This is a genomic window from Mycobacterium sp. E3339, from assembly GCF_001666915.1.
In the GTDB taxonomy this organism is placed as follows: Bacteria; Actinomycetota; Actinomycetes; order Mycobacteriales; family Mycobacteriaceae; genus Mycobacterium.
On record NZ_LZIZ01000166.1, the window covers coordinates 27,246 to 44,339 of the forward strand.

The 17,094-nt window shown below is 69.3% G+C and carries 15 protein-coding genes and 2 pseudogenes; 5 read left to right on the forward strand and 12 right to left on the reverse strand.

The genetic code is table 11. The annotated features are described in order from the left end of the window. Positions 1-4: 4 nt before the first annotated feature. The 6 genes and pseudogenes from A5702_RS15280 to A5702_RS15305 form a co-directional block, all read right to left on the reverse strand. Positions 5-2,608 carry a phosphatidylglycerol lysyltransferase domain-containing protein gene (locus A5702_RS15280; RefSeq protein ID WP_068221715.1) on the reverse strand — a complete coding sequence of 868 codons (2,604 nt, stop codon included), beginning with the start codon at positions 2,606-2,608 and terminating at the stop codon, positions 5-7. Next, a complete protein-coding gene (locus tag A5702_RS15285) occupies positions 2,605-3,909 on the reverse strand; it encodes an esterase family protein (RefSeq protein ID WP_068221717.1) in 1,305 nt (434 codons plus the stop codon). Before A5702_RS15285 ends, A5702_RS15280 begins: the two co-directional genes overlap by 4 nt. A 320-nt stretch (positions 3,910-4,229) precedes the next feature. Further along, positions 4,230-5,093, reverse strand: coding sequence for an aspartate/glutamate racemase family protein (locus A5702_RS15290; protein WP_055402954.1), 864 nt, complete (start codon positions 5,091-5,093; stop codon positions 4,230-4,232). 155 nt (positions 5,094-5,248) lie between these two features. Then, on the reverse strand, positions 5,249-6,313 hold the full coding sequence (locus A5702_RS15295; RefSeq protein ID WP_055402952.1) for an alpha/beta hydrolase: 1,065 nt from the start codon (positions 6,311-6,313) through the stop codon (positions 5,249-5,251). A gap of 70 nt (positions 6,314-6,383) precedes the next feature. Then, complete coding sequence (locus A5702_RS15300) at positions 6,384-7,139, reverse strand: helix-turn-helix transcriptional regulator (RefSeq protein ID WP_068221719.1); 756 nt, start codon at positions 7,137-7,139, stop codon at positions 6,384-6,386. Positions 7,140-7,161: 22 nt separating this feature from the next. After that, positions 7,162-7,800: pseudogene (locus tag A5702_RS15305) on the reverse strand (carboxymuconolactone decarboxylase family protein); the annotation flags it as partial. Positions 7,801-7,911: 111 nt separating this feature from the next. On the opposite strand from A5702_RS15305, the gene A5702_RS15310 reads away from it, so the two are divergent. Then, on the forward strand, positions 7,912-8,985 hold the full coding sequence (locus A5702_RS15310; RefSeq protein WP_055402946.1) for a diguanylate cyclase: 1,074 nt from the start codon (positions 7,912-7,914) through the stop codon (positions 8,983-8,985). On the opposite strand, the gene A5702_RS15315 is transcribed toward A5702_RS15310, so the two are convergent. From A5702_RS15315 to sdhC, 4 genes are read right to left on the reverse strand one after another with little or no spacing between them, the layout of a single operon-like run. Beyond that, a complete protein-coding gene (locus tag A5702_RS15315; protein ID WP_055402944.1) occupies positions 8,986-9,786 on the reverse strand; it encodes a succinate dehydrogenase iron-sulfur subunit in 801 nt (266 codons plus the stop codon). After that, positions 9,786-11,540: a succinate dehydrogenase flavoprotein subunit gene (gene sdhA / locus A5702_RS15320; RefSeq protein ID WP_068221725.1), complete on the reverse strand. Its 1,755-nt coding sequence runs from the start codon at positions 11,538-11,540 to the stop codon at positions 9,786-9,788. Before sdhA ends, A5702_RS15315 begins: the two co-directional genes overlap by 1 nt. Before the next feature lie 4 nt (positions 11,541-11,544). Next, positions 11,545-12,015, reverse strand: coding sequence for a succinate dehydrogenase hydrophobic membrane anchor subunit (locus A5702_RS15325; protein ID WP_055402940.1), 471 nt, complete (start codon positions 12,013-12,015; stop codon positions 11,545-11,547). Beyond that, entirely contained in the window at positions 12,012-12,350 is a 339-nt protein-coding gene (gene sdhC / locus A5702_RS15330; RefSeq protein WP_067819368.1) for a succinate dehydrogenase, cytochrome b556 subunit, read from the reverse strand. The genes A5702_RS15325 and sdhC overlap by 4 nt, the downstream gene beginning before the upstream one ends. A gap of 245 nt (positions 12,351-12,595) precedes the next feature. Between sdhC and A5702_RS15335 the strand changes: the two genes are divergently transcribed. Genes A5702_RS15335 through A5702_RS15345 form a run of 3 tightly spaced genes read left to right on the forward strand, consistent with a single transcriptional unit; the run spans position 12,596 to position 15,383 of the window. Beyond that, positions 12,596-12,994, forward strand: coding sequence for a cytidine deaminase (locus tag A5702_RS15335; RefSeq protein WP_068221727.1), 399 nt, complete (start codon positions 12,596-12,598; stop codon positions 12,992-12,994). Continuing rightward, positions 12,991-14,277, forward strand: coding sequence for a thymidine phosphorylase (locus A5702_RS15340; RefSeq protein ID WP_068221729.1), 1,287 nt, complete (start codon positions 12,991-12,993; stop codon positions 14,275-14,277). The genes A5702_RS15335 and A5702_RS15340 overlap by 4 nt, the downstream gene beginning before the upstream one ends. 20 nt (positions 14,278-14,297) lie before the next feature. Continuing rightward, the gene (locus A5702_RS15345) at positions 14,298-15,383 is read left to right on the forward strand and encodes an adenosine deaminase (RefSeq protein ID WP_067819362.1); all 1,086 of its coding nucleotides are present in this window, start codon (positions 14,298-14,300) and stop codon (positions 15,381-15,383) included. A 42-nt stretch (positions 15,384-15,425) separates the two neighbouring features. On the opposite strand, the gene A5702_RS15350 is transcribed toward A5702_RS15345, so the two are convergent. Together A5702_RS15350 and A5702_RS15355 are read right to left on the reverse strand one after the other, a co-directional pair. Continuing rightward, a complete protein-coding gene (locus A5702_RS15350; RefSeq protein ID WP_055402930.1) occupies positions 15,426-15,710 on the reverse strand; it encodes a GlsB/YeaQ/YmgE family stress response membrane protein in 285 nt (94 codons plus the stop codon). Positions 15,711-15,801: 91 nt separating this feature from the next. Beyond that, a complete protein-coding gene (locus A5702_RS15355) occupies positions 15,802-16,473 on the reverse strand; it encodes a GntR family transcriptional regulator (RefSeq protein WP_068221731.1) in 672 nt (223 codons plus the stop codon). A gap of 141 nt (positions 16,474-16,614) precedes the next feature. Here A5702_RS15355 and A5702_RS15360 point away from each other — a divergent pair. Next, a pseudogene (locus tag A5702_RS15360) lies at positions 16,615-17,094 on the forward strand (cupin); the annotation flags it as partial.

Below are 17,094 nucleotides of genomic sequence, written 5' to 3' on the forward strand. Positions count from 1 at the left end.
GCGACTATCTGCGGGCGAGTTTGCGCGCCAGCCGGATCCCTTGGCGCGCGGTGAGGTTCGGTAGGTAGGCGCGGCTGATCGCGTTGGCGATCGCGGGCAGCGACGACGGGTCGCGGTAGGCCATGTACAGCGGCTGGTACTCGGGCTGGAACTTGGCCTTGAAGCTGAGCAGCGAGCGGAAGCCGTATACCGGCTCCAGGGCTTTGCCGGTGACGTCGAGGATGCGGTCCAACGCCGTGACCTCGTTGCCCCGGGCCAGCCGGGCCAGCGGGGCGCCGGACAGGCTGAGGAACTCCGCGCCCTCCTCCCGAAAGCTCTGTGCGGCAGAGGCGATCAAGAACTCCATCACGCCTTTGAAGGGGCTGCTGCCCCGCCTGCGCATGAAGTCCAGCGTCCAGCCGACCGTCTGCCCGTCCCGGTAGACCGGCAACCAGCTGGTGATGCCGTGCACGATCCACTGCTCGTCCACGGCGATCAGGCAGCGCACGTCCGGGTCGTCGAGCTCGTCCAAACCGCCCAGCGTCCAACCCATTTCGGGCATGCCCTTGTCGGCGACCCATTCCTCGGAGATCACCCGCACCTGGTCGCGTATCGACAATGGCGCCTCCGGATAGCTCGTCCACTCGGCGCGAATGCCCTCCTTGGCCGCCTTGTTCAGCGCGGTCCGAATGTCTTGCCACTTCTTGCCTTTGAACTCCAGCTCGGCCAACGGCACCACGGTGTCCTCGGCCACCTGCACCGCCGACCAGCCCAGCGCCAGCGCGCGGTCGCGCACGTCCTCGGTGATGCTGTACATGCAGGCCGTCCAGCCGTTACGGTCGCAGAACCGCTCGAACCCGCGGATCGCGTCGTCCTGCGCGCCGGGGTCGCCCAGCGGGCCGCCGGTGGTCAGCGCGACCGCGGCCACCACGCGGTAGGCGAACGCCGCCCGTCCGTCATCGGTGAACCAATACGCGTTGCCCGGCCAGGTGCTCATGTACGCCAGCGAGGATCCGCTGTTGGCCACCATCAGGTTTCGTGCCCGGGTCGCCGCCTCGTCGTCGACTACGACGCTCGCCCGCCAGAAGCTGACCACCAACCCCGCCAGCAGCATCACCCAGAACACCGCGCCGCAGAACTCCCAGGCCAGGAGCGCAAGCCCGCTGTTGGGCAGGAACTTTGCGCTGTGCGCCAGTTCGTAGGCCGGCGGCAGGTAGCGGGTGGGCAGGTCGGAGACCAGCTGGGCGAGGCTCGGCGGGGGATCGAATTCCTTGCGCTCCCAAAATGCAACCAGCAGATAGCCGCCGGCGGTGAGCAACGCGGTGGCCGCCAGGCCCAGCCCCAGCCGCAGATAGGTGGCGCGCGGCGCGGTCACCGTGAACAAGGGCCGGGTGAACAACAACAGCGCAATCATCAAGCAGGGCACCACGATTGGGGCGATGAGAATCAACGTATCGTGGGCGAACGAGTATGTGTCGTCCGCGTCGTGCACGAAAGATCCCGCGTCGGCCGCGTCGCGGGTCCACAGCACGGCGAACCAGGCGCTGCCCGCGACCAGCGCCGCGTTCAGCAGCAACGCCAGCCACCAAGCGAAGCGGCGCCCCCGGCGCAATCCGACCGCGGCCGCGAGCAGCAGCAGCGCCGGCCCCACCGAGGTGATCGCCGAACCCACCCCGGTCCCGAGGGTCTGCGAGACCGCCAGCCGGCACGCCTCGCTCAACCCGGGATCGACGCACAGCTGCCGCATGCGCTCGCTGTCCTCGGCGGGAGAGGCGAACAGGGACTGCAAGATTCGCAGCGGGCCGTAGCCGGGGTAGGCCAGCCAGGCGCCGGTGGAACCGAGCAGGGTCAGCAGGGGGCCGAATGCCGTCGCCGCGACCAGCGTGGCCACCAGCACCCTGGCCTCCGAGCGGGAGGGGGGCGAGACGGCGGCGCGCGCCTCCGACCGGTAGAACAGCCAGCCCAACAGCAGTCCGGCCACCGCGCCGAAAACCCGCAAGACGTCGAGCAGGGTGCCCGAATACAGCGCGAACACCACCACGCCGCTGAACATCAACAGCCGCAGCCGGCGGCGCCACAGCGCCGACAGCTTGAACGTCATCACCACCGCGAGGCAGACCAGCGCCGGCGTGGTGCCGACCGCGACCTCCTTGTCGAGGTTGGTCAACCAGGAGTCGCCGGTGCGTGACAGCAGCGCGACGGCGCCGACACCGAGCAGGCTGCTCAGCACCTGGCCGGTCACCAGGAATACGGCGGTGCGGCGAGGACCGAGCAACCGTTCGGCGGGGACGCCCACGGCCACCGTGAACAGCGTGGCGACGACGTAGGCGGCCAGCGACACGTTCCACAGCCCCGCGGTGAACGGCGTCCACCAGAAGCCGCGCTCCAGCTGGGATGTGCCGATGGCCACCTTGGTCACCAGGCCGTGGGGCATGCCCGGCGCATTCTCGGTGTTGTTCGACCACACCGACCACGCGTGGGTGACCGCGCCGAGCACCCACAGCGTGACGACCAGGCCGACGGTGACGGGCGACTGTCGCAGCAGCGCGAACGCCCGCCGCGCGTTGTGCTGAACGACGGCGCGCTTGTCGAGCACCGTCGTCGGTTTGTCGAGCACCGCGGCGGTCATTGGGTCAGCCCCGTGCGCGCCGCCAGCCACGGAATCGCCGCTTCGAACGAGGCCCGGAACACGGCGAAGGTGTGTCCTCCGGGAAATTCCTGCCACTGTGCGTTCATGCCGGCCTGCCGGCAGGCCGCGTAGATCTCCCGCTGCTGGGGGTTGTAGACCCCATCATCGGAGCCCGCCGTGATCAGCGCGTTGGTGTCCGGATACTGCCGCTTGGCCATGATGTCCTTTGGTGTGACGTTGTTGTAGGCGGCCTCGTCGCCGTTGAACAACTTGGCGACGATTTCGGCGTGGCTGGTCAGGATCGGCTCCCGCTGGCCGGACATGTCCACCACGTTGGCATAGGCCTCGGGGGCTCGAAGCCCTACCAGCAGCGAGCAGGTGCCGCCCGACGACAGGCCGCCGATCCCCCACTGGCGGTGGTCCCGGCTCACTTGCAGGTTCGCCGATACCCAGCGGGGAAGGTCCTCGGCCAGGTAGGTCTGCGGCGTGCCCCAGGCGGAGTCCACGCAGCTCGGATTGTTTTCCGCGACACCTTGCTGGTCGGCCATCACCACCACCGGGGCCAGGCCCTTGTGACGCGCGGCGAACTGGCCGAGCGCGTCGTCGACGTGCACCTTGTCGATCCAATCGCGCGGCGCTCCGGGGTCGCCGGGAAGCAGTACGAGCACGGGCAGTTCGGGCCGCGGCGTGGCCAGGTAGGCCGGGGGCAGGTAGATCAGCGCCTCACGCGGGCTGAACCGGCTGGACGCCGGAATCGACGCCTTCACCACCTGGCCGTCCGCGGGCATGTTCGCCGGCGGCTGCCACAGCTGTTCGAGCGTGCTGCCCGCCGCGGCGCGCACCGCGCTGGCCTGGCTCGAGGCGACCGAGGACAGGTCGCCGACGGGGTGCAGCAGCGGGTTCACCAGCTTGCGTGCGGTGGTGAACGCCGCGTAGTGAATGTTGGCCTGCGCGGCGATCACCACCACCGACCACAGCACGCCCAGCACCATCAGCGCGCGCACCGGCCAGCCGGACCGGCGCATCCTGGCAGCCGACAGGCACAACACCAGGGCGGCGACCCCGCCCCAGGCGAAGAGCGTCCACGGGATGACGTCGGGGTAGGGATGCCAGCGGTAGTTCACCGTGTAATAGCCGGCCGCCGCGACCGCCACCGCTATGGCCACGCACAGCGGCACCGCCCGTAGCCACCACTGGCGCCCCCGCCTGCACAACAGCGCGACCAGAAGGCCGAGCACCGACACGGCGATCAGCGCCTGCGCCGGGAAGTCGATCAGCGACCAGTCCAAGGGCGACTTCATACCCCTCCGTTTGGCTTCGCACCCAGTTCCGCAACCTGTATGCCCCGGCAAGCCGGCCCCCCGTCCGCCGTGGCCGACCCAGCGATGACTAGCGACGAGCCCAGGAGTAATGGCTGTATATCACGATGGGCGAGCGGTTTTCACCGACTCTGCCGAAGTTCATCCGCGGCCCTCTTCGCGGGGACGGCGGGCGCCGATGCCTTCAATGTCGCACTGCCCGGACGGGGGCGATTGCCGGGGCCCCCGACGGCGGCGGCCGGCATCAAGGATTGCCGCCGCGAACTCTCGCGATCGGCGTGGGCAACGAAAAGGCTTGTGCCCTAAGCGATGTCGCGGATTCGAATGAGTTCGCCGGCGCCGCGCTGCGGCCGGTGCGGCCGCCAACGCGACAGCGCCCAGCGGCGGGACGGCCGCGCCGCGGCAATGGATTCAATGTCGGTCGGCGGGGTTGCGCGGGCGACCGGATCCACCAGTAGGCGGGACGCTTCCTCGACCAGCGCGGTCACGCTGTCGACGACGGGCTTGCCCGCCATCTCGGCGTCGACGACGCCGTAGAGCTCATTGCAGTCCAGTATCAGCGCGTCCACATTCTCCGCGAGCCCGGCGACGACCCGGCGGAATTCCTCGGGGACCGGGACGGGAGCCGTGGACCATTGCAGCGACTCGATGAACCGGTCGACGATCTCCTGATCGCCCGGGGCCGGGGCGACGACGGCGATGCCGGCCTCGCCGAGGCCGCGCTCGTAGGCCGCGGAGGACACCATGATGCTCGACGCGACGAGACCGACCCGGCGGACGTTCAGGCGTTGCAGCTTCCGGCCGGTCGCCTCGACCATGCCGATGCATGTCAGTGCGCCTAGCGCGGGGTCGACCGTGGTGGCGTTGCACGCGACGGCGATCACGTCCGCGCCGGTTCCGGCGAGGGAGCGAGAGGTCCGGGTCACGAGGTCCCGCAACGCTTCCTGGTGCCCGGGCCGAGGCGAGCCGGCCGTGGTGGCGTCCACCAGGCGCCGCTGCACACCGATGGTGTGCACGACCACGTCCGGGTACGAACCTCCCGTCAGCGCCCGATGGTTCTCGCACAGCATCGCGTAGAACCGGGCGGTGGTGCGGGGGCCCAACCCATCCACGACGCCGAGCCGTCGTTGCGGCGCCCACCGATCGGAGCTAACGAGTTGGTCCATGTCGATTCTCCAAGTCCGGTGGCGTCCGTCTTCGGGCACATATGACTATCCCCGCTCGGCCGCGCCGTGTCTTTCCACCGTCCGGCCCCCGCGGTGGGGGAGCCGGCCTTCCCCACATCGGACGACCCCGGGTCCGTCGATCGGGGGAGCGCTGGTCATCGGCTCCGGGTTGCGGCGGCCGCCAGGCCGAGGCGCAGCGCCGCGGCGGCCTCGGCGGCGGCCTCGGCGAACCGGCCCCCGAGCCCGACGAAGTTGAGGTATGCGTGCGGCAGGTCGGGCTGCCGGCTGAGCGTCACCGCAACGCCCCCGGCCCGCAGCCTGTCCGCGTAGGCCACGGCGTCGTCGCGCAACGGGTCGAAACCGGCGCTGGCGACGTAGGCCGGTGGCAGCTGGGTGACGTCACCGCGCAGCGGCGACAGGCGCGGGTCACTTCGGTCGACCGCCGGGGGGACGTAGTTGCCCAGCGCCCAGCGCAGGTTCCGGTCGGTGAAGGTGGAGCACCCGTCGGCGAACAGGTCGTGCGAGCGTCGCCGCGCGGCGAGATCCGTGGGCGGATACATCAGCAGCTGGAAGGCCGGGATACCGCCGCCGCGCTGCGCGGCGTGCTGCGTGGTCACCGCCGCGAGGTTTCCTCCGGCGCTGTCACCCCCGACCGCGATCCGGTCGGGGGCCGCGCCCAGCTCCGCCGCCGATGCGAGCGCATATTCGAATGCGGCGATCGCGTCGTGCACGGCGGCGGGGAATGGGTGCTCCGGCGCGCGCCGGTATTCGATCGAGAGCACCCGCGCGCCCGCGTGGTGGGCCAGGTATCGAGCCACCGGGTCGTGGCTGACGCGTGACCCGACCGAGAAGCCGCCACCGTGGTAGTAGACCAGCAGGCCGGACGGTGACGGCGCGTCCGCGGGGGTGTACAGAGTGGCCGGGATGTCGCCGTGCGCGGCGGGGATGGCGACCTCGCGGACCTCGACAGGCCGGGGCGTGCGGTACCGGACGATCCGGGGCAGCTGGTCGTATCGCGCCCGGGCCGCATCGATCGGATCGGTGAAAACGTCTGAGCCCGAACGGTTTTTGAGGCGGATGACGAGCTGCGCGTCGAGATCGAGCTGCTGCCCGTCGATTCGGATGGGCGAGCCCGCCAACAACCGTCGGGCCGGTGCCGGTAACCCGAAGACGGCGCGGATCGCCGCGGCCTGAACGCGGATGCGCGACGGCGTGGCCATGATTGACTCCCTTCGCTCGCCGACATGTTCAGCGTGGATCGGCGGCGAAGGGAACGCTTGTACGGATCCGTCAGGTCGCGGCGCGAACCGCTCGGGCGAGTTCGCGCGGTGCCGCGCCGGTCATCTCCCGGCACACCCGATTGGCGTGCGCACCGTCGGCGAACCCGGCCAGATGGGCGGCATCGGTGACCGAGCGGCCGGCGACGAGGTGGGCCACCGCGGTCACCAGCCGCGTCCAGCGGATGGTGGCCGACATCGACGCCCCGGTCTGCTCTCGGCACAGCCGGCCGAGGTAATCCGGTGACAGGGCAACGGCATTGGCCAGCGATGCCACGTCGACTCGGTTCGGCACTCGGCTCGACGCGACCTCGATCGCCCGACGCAGTTGGGGATGAATGGCCGCCGGGGCGCCAACACCTCGGCACGCCGCCCCGCACAGCCCGTCGACCAGGAAATCGGCCGCGGCATGCGGGCCGTCCGTCTTGAGCGCACGCGCCGTCGACACGGCCAGCCCGGCCCCGTCGTCTACGACCCAACTGCCCCGACCGCGGTTGTGGCTCAACGTGTGCAGGGCGAAGCCCGCAACCGTCTGCAGCCCGAGGTACAGCGTCAACGCGTCGGAGGCCGAATCCGATCGCACCGCATGGCGTTTTCCGCTGCCGACCACCACCAGTCGGCAAGCCTGCGGGCCGTCGCCGTCGCGTGTGAGCGTCACGGGCCCGTGGCCGCCGACCGTGACCTGAACCGCGGGGTGATGGTGGAGGGCGAGGTCGGAAAACACGCCTGCCACCAAGAGCCGGCCCGGACCCAAGTCCCAGACGCGCATGCCGCCAATGTAGCCCCGGGGGTCAGCGACCGGTAGCCGCCGCGCGATCGTCGCCCGCCCACGGAACCCGGCACGCGTCCCCGGAACTGAAGCCCTGCTCGGTGATGCCCAGCGCGGTGTTCATCCGGGCCCGCATGTTCTCCACGCCGATCTGATAGGTCAGCTCGATCACGCCCGCGTCGCCGAACCGGGCGCGCAGGTCGGCCACCTGCTCGTCGGTGACGGTGTGCGGATCGGTCGTCATCGCGTCGGCGTAGCGGATCGCGGCGCGCTCGTCGTCGGTGAACGCCGTCGAAGTGGCGTAGTTGTCGATGTCCTTGAGCCGTTCGATGTCCAGGCCGTCCAGGCGCTGCAGCATGGACCCGAAGTCGACGCACCAGGAACAGCCGATGCTGCGAGCGGTCCACAGCACCGCCAGCTCGCGCACGCCGACCGGCAGCGTCTTGGACGCCCGGTCGAGCATCGTCTCGTGCACGGCCCCGGCGACCATCAACTTGCGATGGTGGGCGGTCACGGTGAAGGGCTCGGGTACCTGGCCGTAGCGGCGCTTGGCGATCCGGTACATGGCGCGGGTCAGCGGCCCGGCGCGGTTGGGGGACAGGGGCTCGATGCGCGTTTTCTGTGTCATATCCCTCAGACGGGATGGCACGCGAAAGTGTGACGGCCTCGCGCGCACAGACGCGGCAATCCGCCTCGGGGGAGGGCGGGAGAGCCGTAGCATGCGGCTAGCCTTTCGACGTCGATGAGCGGTGGTGGCGATTGCGAGTCAACGGTGACCGCGCTGTTTAGCCGGCGGGCCGATCAGTACGACTGGCTCTCCGGCTATCTCGCGTCGCGGGGCATCAGCGGGGCCACTCGGGCCGTGATGGCGCTCATCTCGGCGTCGATGGTGCTGTGCCTCATCGCGTTGCTGGCCGGCTCGGACGGTCCCCGCGGATCGGTGCCCGTGGCGATGATGTGGACGGCCGTCACCGGAGGGGTGGCGGGCGTTCTGCTGTGGGCATGGCGCTGGCCGACGCGCGGGCAGTCCCTCGCGTACGCCCTGATTTGCAACACCTCCGTCGCGCTGGCCTGCCTGGCGCATCCGAACCCGCTGGCCGCGCTGATCGGCTGCATCGCCTTCGCGACCTTCGGCGCGTACATGGCGTTCTTCCACACCACGGGATTCGTGCTGTACAACTTCGCGGTGGCCGCCGCGGTCGGGTCGTGGGAGGCCTTGTCGCTGGCGAGGTCCGGGCACCCGAGCCTCGCCGGGGTGGATCTGTGGTTGGTGATCGAGGTCAACATCGCGCTGCCGCTGGCCATTCGGATTCTGATGCGCGCCCTGACGGGGGACCTGCTGCAGGCCGACCGCGATCCGCTGACGGGCCTGCTGAACCGGCGCACGTTCCAGCACGAGGCGTTGGGCATGATCCTGGCCCGGCGGGGCATCGACTCCCACCTGGTGGTCATGCTGATCGACCTCGACCACTTCAAAGACATCAACGACCGGCACGGTCACGCCGCGGGGGACCGGGCGCTGGTCCAGGTCGCCCAGGCCCTGTCGGCCGCCTCCGAGGACTCGGTGGTGGCGCGCAGCGGCGGTGAGGAGTTCCTGCTGGCCGGCACCGCCAAGGCGTGCAACGCCGAGTCGCTGGCCGCGCGGATGTGTCGCGCCATCGCGGCGTCGGCCGCCGGAGTGACCGCCAGCATCGGCACGGCCTGCGCCCACCTCGACGACAGCGCCTCGGAACCGCAATCGCTGCTGGGGGAGTTGGTCACCGCCGCCGATGCCGCGATGTATGAGGCAAAGCGGTTGGGCGGCAACCGGAGCAGTCATCACGAGCTGTGCGACCCGCGTAGGTGATCAGCGCGTGAACATCAGCGCGCGCTTGACCTCCTGAATCGCCTTGGTGATCTGAATCCCGCGCGGGCAGGCCTCCGTGCAGTTGAACGTGGTGCGGCACCGCCACACGCCGTCGACCTCGTTGAGGATGTCCAGGCGCTCGGCGGCGGCCTCGTCGCGGCTGTCGAAGATGAACCGGTGCGCGTTGACGATCGCCGCCGGCCCGTAGTAGCTGCCCTCGTGCCAGAAGATCGGGCAGCTCGTCGTGCAGGCCGCGCACAGGATGCACTTGGTGGTGTCGTCGTAGCGGGCACGGTCGGTGGGGCTCTGAATGCGTTCGCGCGTAGGGGGATTCCCGCTGGTGACCAGGTACGGCTTGACCGCGCGGTAGGCATCGAAGAACGGCTCCATGTTGACCACCAGGTCCTTCTCCACCGGTAGTCCGCGGATCGGCTCGACCGTGATGGTGAGTTGCTTGCCCGGCTTTTCGGGCAGCAGGTCACGCATCAGCACCTTGCAGGCGAGCCGGTTGACGCCGTTGATGCGCATGGCGTCCGAGCCGCACACCCCGTGCGCGCAGGAGCGCCGGAAGGTCAGCGTGCCGTCCAGGTAGCTCTTGATGTAGATCAGCAGGTTGAGCAGCCGGTCGCTGGGCAGGCAGGGCACTCGAAAGCTTTGCCAGCCACCGGTTTCCGCGAAGGCGTCGGGGTCGTCGGGGTTGAACCGGGCGATCTTGAGGGTCACCAGCACGGCGCCCTCGGGGACGGGCGGCAACGGCGGCTCCGGTCCGCGGTCCACCTCGACGTCGACGCTGTCGGACATCAGTACTTCCGTTCCTTGGGTTCGTAGCGGGTCTGCACGACGGGCTTGAAGTCCAGCGCGATGTCGCTCAGCAGATCGGTGCCCTGCTTGTAGGCCATGGTGTGGCGCATGTAGTTGACGTCGTCACGGTTCGGGTAGTCCTCCCGGGCGTGACCGCCGCGGGATTCCTTGCGATTCAGCGCCCCGACCACGGTGACCTCGGCCAGCTCCAGCAAAAAGCCCAGTTCGATGGCCTCCAGCAGGTCGCTGTTGAAGCGCTTTCCCTTGTCGTGCACGGTGATTCGGGAGTACCGCTCCTTGAGGGCGTGGATGTCGGTGAGCGCCTGCTTGAGCGTCTCCTCGGTGCGGAACACCGCGGCGTTGTTGTCCATCGACTGCTGTAGCGCGCCGCGGATGTCGGCGACGCGCTCGTTGCCGTGCTCGCTGAGGATGTCGCGGACCCAGCCGACCACCATCGCCTCGGGATTCGATGGCATGTCCACGAAGTCGTGCCCGTCGGCGTAGTCGGAGGCGGCGATGCCGGCGCGGCGCCCGAAGACGTTGATGTCCAACAGCGAATTGGTGCCCAGCCGATTCGCGCCGTGCACCGACACGCAGGCGCACTCGCCGGCGGCGTACAGGCCGGGGACGATGGCGGTGTTGTCCCGCAACACCTGTCCGGTGACGGTGGTGGGGATGCCGCCCATCACGTAGTGACAAGTCGGGTAGACCGGGACCAGCTCGTGCACGGGGTCGACGCCGAGGTAGGTGCGGGCGAATTCGGTGATGTCGGGCAGCTTCGCCTCGAGCACGTCCTCGCCGAGGTGGCGCACGTCGATGTAGACGTAGTCCTTGTTCGGGCCCGCGCCGCGGCCTTCCAGCACCTCCAAAACCATTGACCGCGCGACGATGTCGCGCGGCGCCAGGTCGACGATGGTCGGGGCGTAGCGCTCCATGAACCGCTCGCCGTCGGCGTTGAGCAGCCGGCCGCCCTCGCCGCGCACGGCCTCGGATATCAGGATGCCCAGCCCGGCCAGTCCGGTCGGATGGAACTGATGAAACTCCATGTCCTCCAACGGAAGTCCCTTGCGGAAGACGATGCCGATGCCGTCGCCGGTCAGGGTGTGCGCGTTGGAGGTGGTCTTGTACATGCGGCCCGAGCCGCCGGTCGCCAAGACCACGGCCTTGGCGTGGAACACATGGATCTCGCCGGTGGCCAGCTCGTAGGCCACCACGCCGCTGGCCACCGGGCCGCTCGGCGTCTGGGTGAGAACCAGGTCCAGCGCGTAGAACTCGTTGAAGAACTGCACGTCGTGCTTGACGCAGTTCTGGTAGAGCGTCTGCAAGATCATGTGGCCGGTGCGGTCGGCGGCGTAGCACGCCCGGCGCACCGGGGCCTTGCCGTGTTCGCGGGTGTGCCCGCCGAACCGGCGCTGGTCGATGCGGCCTTCGGGGGTGCGGTTGAACGGCATCCCCATCTTCTCCAGGTCGAGCACCGCGTCGATGGCTTCCTTGCACATGATCTCCACCGCGTCCTGGTCGGCGAGATAGTCGCCGCCCTTGACGGTGTCGAAGGTGTGCCATTCCCAGTTGTCGTCCTCGACGTTGGCCAGCGCCGCGCACATCCCGCCCTGGGCGGCGCCGGTGTGGCTGCGGGTGGGATAGAGCTTGGTGAGCACCGCGGTCCGGACGCGCGGACCCGCCTCCACCGCGGCGCGCATGCCGGCACCGCCGGCGCCGACGATCACCACGTCGTATCGGTGTTGCTGGATCACGGCGTCACGCTCCGATATTCGGGTCGAATGTCACCAGCACGTAGGTGCCCAGCACCAACGTGAACCCCATCGACAACAGCAACAGGCTGTTCAGCCAGAACCGGGTGCGGTCGCTGCGGCTGTAGTCGTCGATGATGGTGCGCAGGCCGTTGCCGCCGTGCAGCTGCGCCAGCCACAGCAGCGCCAAATCCCAGAACTGCCAGAACGGCGAGGCCCAGCGCTGCGCCACGTAGTTGAAGTCGATGCGGTAAACGCCGTTGTCCCACATCAGCATGATGAACAGGTGCCCGACGGCCAGGACGATCAGCGCGACGCCGGAGAACCGCATGAACAGCCAGGCGAACTTCTCGAAGTTGGGGATGCCCGCGCGGCGCCGCGGCGAGCGCGGGTTGTCCAGGCTGGCCGGCCGGTCGTGGCTGCGCTGGCGGACCGGGGCCACCTGGCCGCGGCCCAGCTGCAGGTCGGGGGAGCTCATCGCAGGTGCTCGAAGATGTGAATGCCCGTCACCACGCCGGCCGGGACCATGAGCAGCAGGAAGACGACGCCGACGATCCAGAACATCAGCTTCTGGTATCGGGTGCCCTCGGACCAGAAGTCGATCAGGATGACGCGGATCCCGTTCAGCCCGTGAAAGAGCACCGCGGCCACCAGCCCGTACTCCATCAGGCCGACGACCGGGGTTTGGTAGTCGTGGATCACCGCGTTGTAGGTCTGCGGGCTGACCCGCAGCATCGCGGCGTCCAGCACGTGGACGAACAGGAAGAAGAAGATCGTCGCGCCGCTGATGCGATGCAACACCCACGACCACATGCCCGGGTCGCCCCGATACAGGGTCCGCGGTGGTCGCCGCTTGCGCAAGGGTGCAGATTGCGTTGCCGGATCCGCGGTTGTCGTCTGTGTGCTCACCCAGTCCTCACCGCCTTCTGACATCAAGGGAGGGCAATTCAGCCTAACCCGCGCGGGGCGCCGCCCGCGCCGACCAGCCCGCCCGGCGAATGCTCGTGTCAGAGTTAGGCTGGCGGTCTTGATTGCCCATGGCTGAGCGGGGTTGCGATATGGCAGATGTCGATTGGAATGCGCTGCGCCACAAGGCGATCGACGCTGCGGCGGGGGCCTACGCGCCGTATTCGCGGTTCCCCGTGGGGGCCGCCGCCCTGGTCGACGACGGCCGCGTGGTCACCGGCTGCAATGTGGAGAACGTCTCATATGGCCTTGGTCTCTGTGCCGAATGCGGCGTGGTGTGCGCCCTGCACGCCGGCGGCGGCGGCCGGCTGATCGCGCTGGCCTGCGTCGACGGCGAGGGTCGCGCGCTCATGCCGTGCGGGCGGTGCCGCCAGCTGCTGTTGGAGCACGGCGGCCCGCAGCTGCTGATCGACCACCCGGCCGGGCCCCGCCGCCTCGGCGAGCTACTGCCCGACGCCTTCAGCGCGGACCTGCCGCGGGAACCCCGTTGACCGACCACGCTTTCGACGCGCCGACGGTGATCCGCACCAAGCGTGACGGCGGCCGGCTGTCCGACGCCGCCATCGAGTGGGTCGTCGACGCCTACACCCACGGCCGGGTGGCCGAGGAACAGATGTCGGCGCTGCTGATGGCGATCTTCCTGCGCGGCATGGACGGCGGCGAGATCGCCGGTTGGACCGCGGCGATGCTGGCCTCCGGTGAACGGCTGGACTTTCGCGACCTGCACCTGCCCACCGTCGACAAGCACTCCACCGGCGGCGTCGGGGACAAGATCACCCTGCCCCTGGTGGCCGTCGTCGCCGCCTGCGGCACCGCGGTGCCCCAGGCGTCGGGGCGCGGGCTGGGGCACACCGGCGGCACCCTGGACAAGCTGGAGTCCATCGCCGGGTTCACCGCCGCCCTGTCCAGCCGGCGGGTGCGCGACCAACTCCGCGACGTGGGCGCGGCCATCTTCGCCGCCGGCGAGCTGGCGCCGGCCGACGCCAAGCTGTACGCGCTGCGCGACCTCACGGCCACCGTCGAGTCGCTGCCGCTGATCGCCAGCTCGGTGATGAGCAAGAAGCTGGCCGAGGGGGCCGGGGCGCTGGTGCTCGATGTGAAGGTCGGCTCCGGTGCGCTGCTCGACTCCCCGGAGCGCTGCCGCGAACTGGCCCACACCATGGTCGGGCTGGGCGAGGCGCACGGGGTGCCGACGCGCGCGCTCCTGACCGACATGAACGCCCCGCTGGGCGCGGCCGTCGGCAACGCCCTGGAGGTCGCCGAATCACTGGACGTGCTGGCCGGCGGCGACCCGCCCGACGTCGTCGAGCTGACGGTGCGGCTGGCGCGGGAGATGCTCGAACTGGCGGGCGTCGACGGCCACGACCCGGCGGAGACCCTGCGCGACGGCACCGCGATGGACCGGTTTCGCCGCCTGATCGCCGCCCAGGGCGGTGATTTGTCGGTTCCGTTGCCGATCGGTGCGCATTCCGACACCGTGACCGCCGGCCGGGGCGGCACAATGGGCGATATCGACGCGATGGCGGTGGGGCTGGCGGTGTGGCGGCTCGGTGCGGGCAGGTCCCGTCCGGGCGAACGGGTGCAGGCCGGCGCCGGTATCCGGATCCACCGCCGGCCCGGCGAGCCGGTCGCGGCCGGCGAGCCGCTGTTCACCCTCTACACCGACACCCCGGAGCGCCTCGGCGCCGCGCTGGCCGAACTGGACGGCGGCTTCAGCGTCGGCGACACGCCACCGGCGCCGCGCCCGCTGATCATCGATCGGATCGCACCGTGACCACGGGGTTGAATTAGACGATGAAGCTGGGCCTCGAGCAGATCAAGAAGGCGCCCAAGGCGCTGCTGCACGACCACCTCGACGGGGGGTTGCGCCCGTCGACGGTGGTGGAGATCGCCGAGGAGACGGGGTACGACGGGCTGCCCACCACCGACGTGGACGAGCTGGCCACCTGGTTTCGCACCCAGTCGCACAGCGGGTCGCTGGAGCGCTACCTCGAACCGTTCTCGCACACCGTGGCGGTGATGCAGACACCCGAGGCACTGCATCGCGTCGCCTATGAATGCGTCGAAGACCTGGCCGCCGATTCCGTTGTCTACGCCGAGATCCGGTTCGCGCCGGAGCTACACATCGACCGCGGGCTGTCGTTCGACGAGATCGTCGAGGCCGTGCTGGCCGGCTTCGCCGACGGCGAGAAGGCCTGCGCCGCCGCCGGCCGGCCGATCGTGGTGCGACTGCTGGTGACCGCCATGCGGCACGCCGCGGTGTCGCGCCGAATCGCCGAGCTGGCGATTCGGTTCCGGGACAAGGGAGTTGTGGGGTTCGACATCGCCGGCGCCGAGGCGGGCAATCCGCCGACCCGGCACCTGGACGCCTTCGAGTACATGCGAGACCATAACGCGCGCTTCACGATTCACGCCGGCGAGGCGTTTGGGCTGCCGTCCATCCATGAGGCGATCGCGTTCTGCGGTGCCGACCGGCTTGGTCACGGGGTGCGCATCGTCGACGACATCGACGTGCTCGGCGACGGCCGGGTCCGGCTGGGCCGCCTGGCAGCCATCCTGCGGGACAAGCGGATTCCGCTGGAGCTGTGCCCCAGCTCCAATGTGCAGACCGGCGCCGTGAACAGCATCGCCGAGCATCCGTTCGACCTGCTGGCCCGCACCCGGTTCCGGGTGACCGTGAACACCGACAACAGGCTGATGAGCGATACCACGATGAGCCTTGAAATGTGCCGCCTGGTCGAGGCTTTCGGCTACGGCTGGAGTGATCTCGAGCGGTTCACCATCAACGCGATGAAATCCGCCTTCATTCCCTTCGACGAGCGGCTGGCCATCATCGACGACGTCATCAAACCGCGCTATGCGGTGCTGATAGCCGGCTGACGCCGCCCAACCGAAAACCGGTCGGGCGGCGCAGCTTTCGGCTCAGCGGGTGAGCCGGGTGCCGGTGCGGCGGCCCGTCAGCGCCTCGTACAGCGCGATGAGGACGATGGCGGCGCCGACGCCGATGAAGAACGGCACCCAGGCCACACCACCGTTGGCGTTGTGGTATCCGAATTGGCTGGCGGCCCACGACCCGATCAGACCGCCGACGGCGCCGAGCACCACGGTCATGATCATGCCGACGTTCTGCTTACCCGGCATCACGAGACGCGCGACCAAACCGATGATCGCGCCCACGACGATGGCGAGGATTATGGATGTGATCACTTCAGCTCCTGTCATAACGGCTCCCGGGGTGGGCGCCATCTTCGAGAGGATTTCCCGAAAAGAGGAACTTCTAACACAATTCGCGCGGAACTCAGATCAGGTCCGCCGCCAGCCCGATGGCGCGCACCGTGCCCGCCAGGTGGGTTTGCACCGCACGCAGCGCGCGCTGACCGTCGCCGTCGCGCAGCGCCTCGGCGATTTCGCGATGCTCGTCCAGGATCGCCGCCACCCGGTCGGGATCGCGCAGCGCCGATTCGCCGATCATCCGCATCTGCCGGTCCCGCAGCGACGCATAGAAGCCCGACAGGATGGTGTTTCCCGACTCCGTCAGCGTGATGGCGTGGAAGGCGCGGTCGGCGTCGAGGAATTCGGGCCAATCGGAGCGGTCGACGGCTTCCCGCTGCCGTCGTAGCTCCGCCGACATCTTCTCGAAAACCGCTGCGCACGTGGCGGGTCCGCGGCCCACCACCTTGGTCGCGGCGAACTGCTCGAGCACCAGCCGTGCCTCCATCACCGACCGAACCTCGTCCGGGGAGACGGGGACGACCAGGGCGCCGCGCTGCGGGTACAGCCGCAGCAGCCCCTCGGCCTCCAGCCGCAGGAACGCCTCGCGCACCGGGGTGCGCGACATGCCCAGCGCCGTCGCGACATCCCCCTCGCTGATCAACTCGCCCCCGGGGAACGCGCCGGTGAGCACCCGCGTCTTCACGTAGTCCAGCGCCCGGTCCTTGGCCGTGCCCGGCCGCGGCTCGCTCGTTGCCACTGCAGCCTTCCGGTAGCTAAGTCGTATCCCAGCAGTGTGGTGACGGTACACCACCGCAGCCCTTGACAGGGCGACAACTGAGATACAAGATAGATACGAAAGAAACATGAGACGAGCCGAAGAAGCCCAGGAGCCGTGCAAATGTCCGTCACCGAACAAACCCTGACCCCGAACCTGGATCCGACGGTCCCCGCGCCGATGGTCAACGTGGCCGAGTACGGGTTCGAAGGCCGCTTCCAGGACTGGACCGGCGACGCCGAATTCTTCGAGTACTCCAAGGCCGCCAACCCGATCGGCTCGGGACACGTCCCGCAGGTGCCGATTACCCGGTTCGACGCGGATGTCTACACCGATCGGCCGACCGGTGTGATCCCGCTGGACCTGTCCAAGGAGCTGCGGATCGAGACCGGCGCGGCGACCAGCCCCGCGCTGCTGGCCAATTTCGTGCGCATCCGCCCCGGCGAACGGGTCGACACCAGCCCCAACGCCACCTCCCAGCTGTACTACGTGCTCTACGGGCGGGGTTTCGCGGCGGTCAACGGCGAGCTGGTCGGATGGGAGAAGGGTGACTTTTTGACCCTGCCCGCGGGCACGCATTCGGTGTTCTACGCGGCCGCGGAC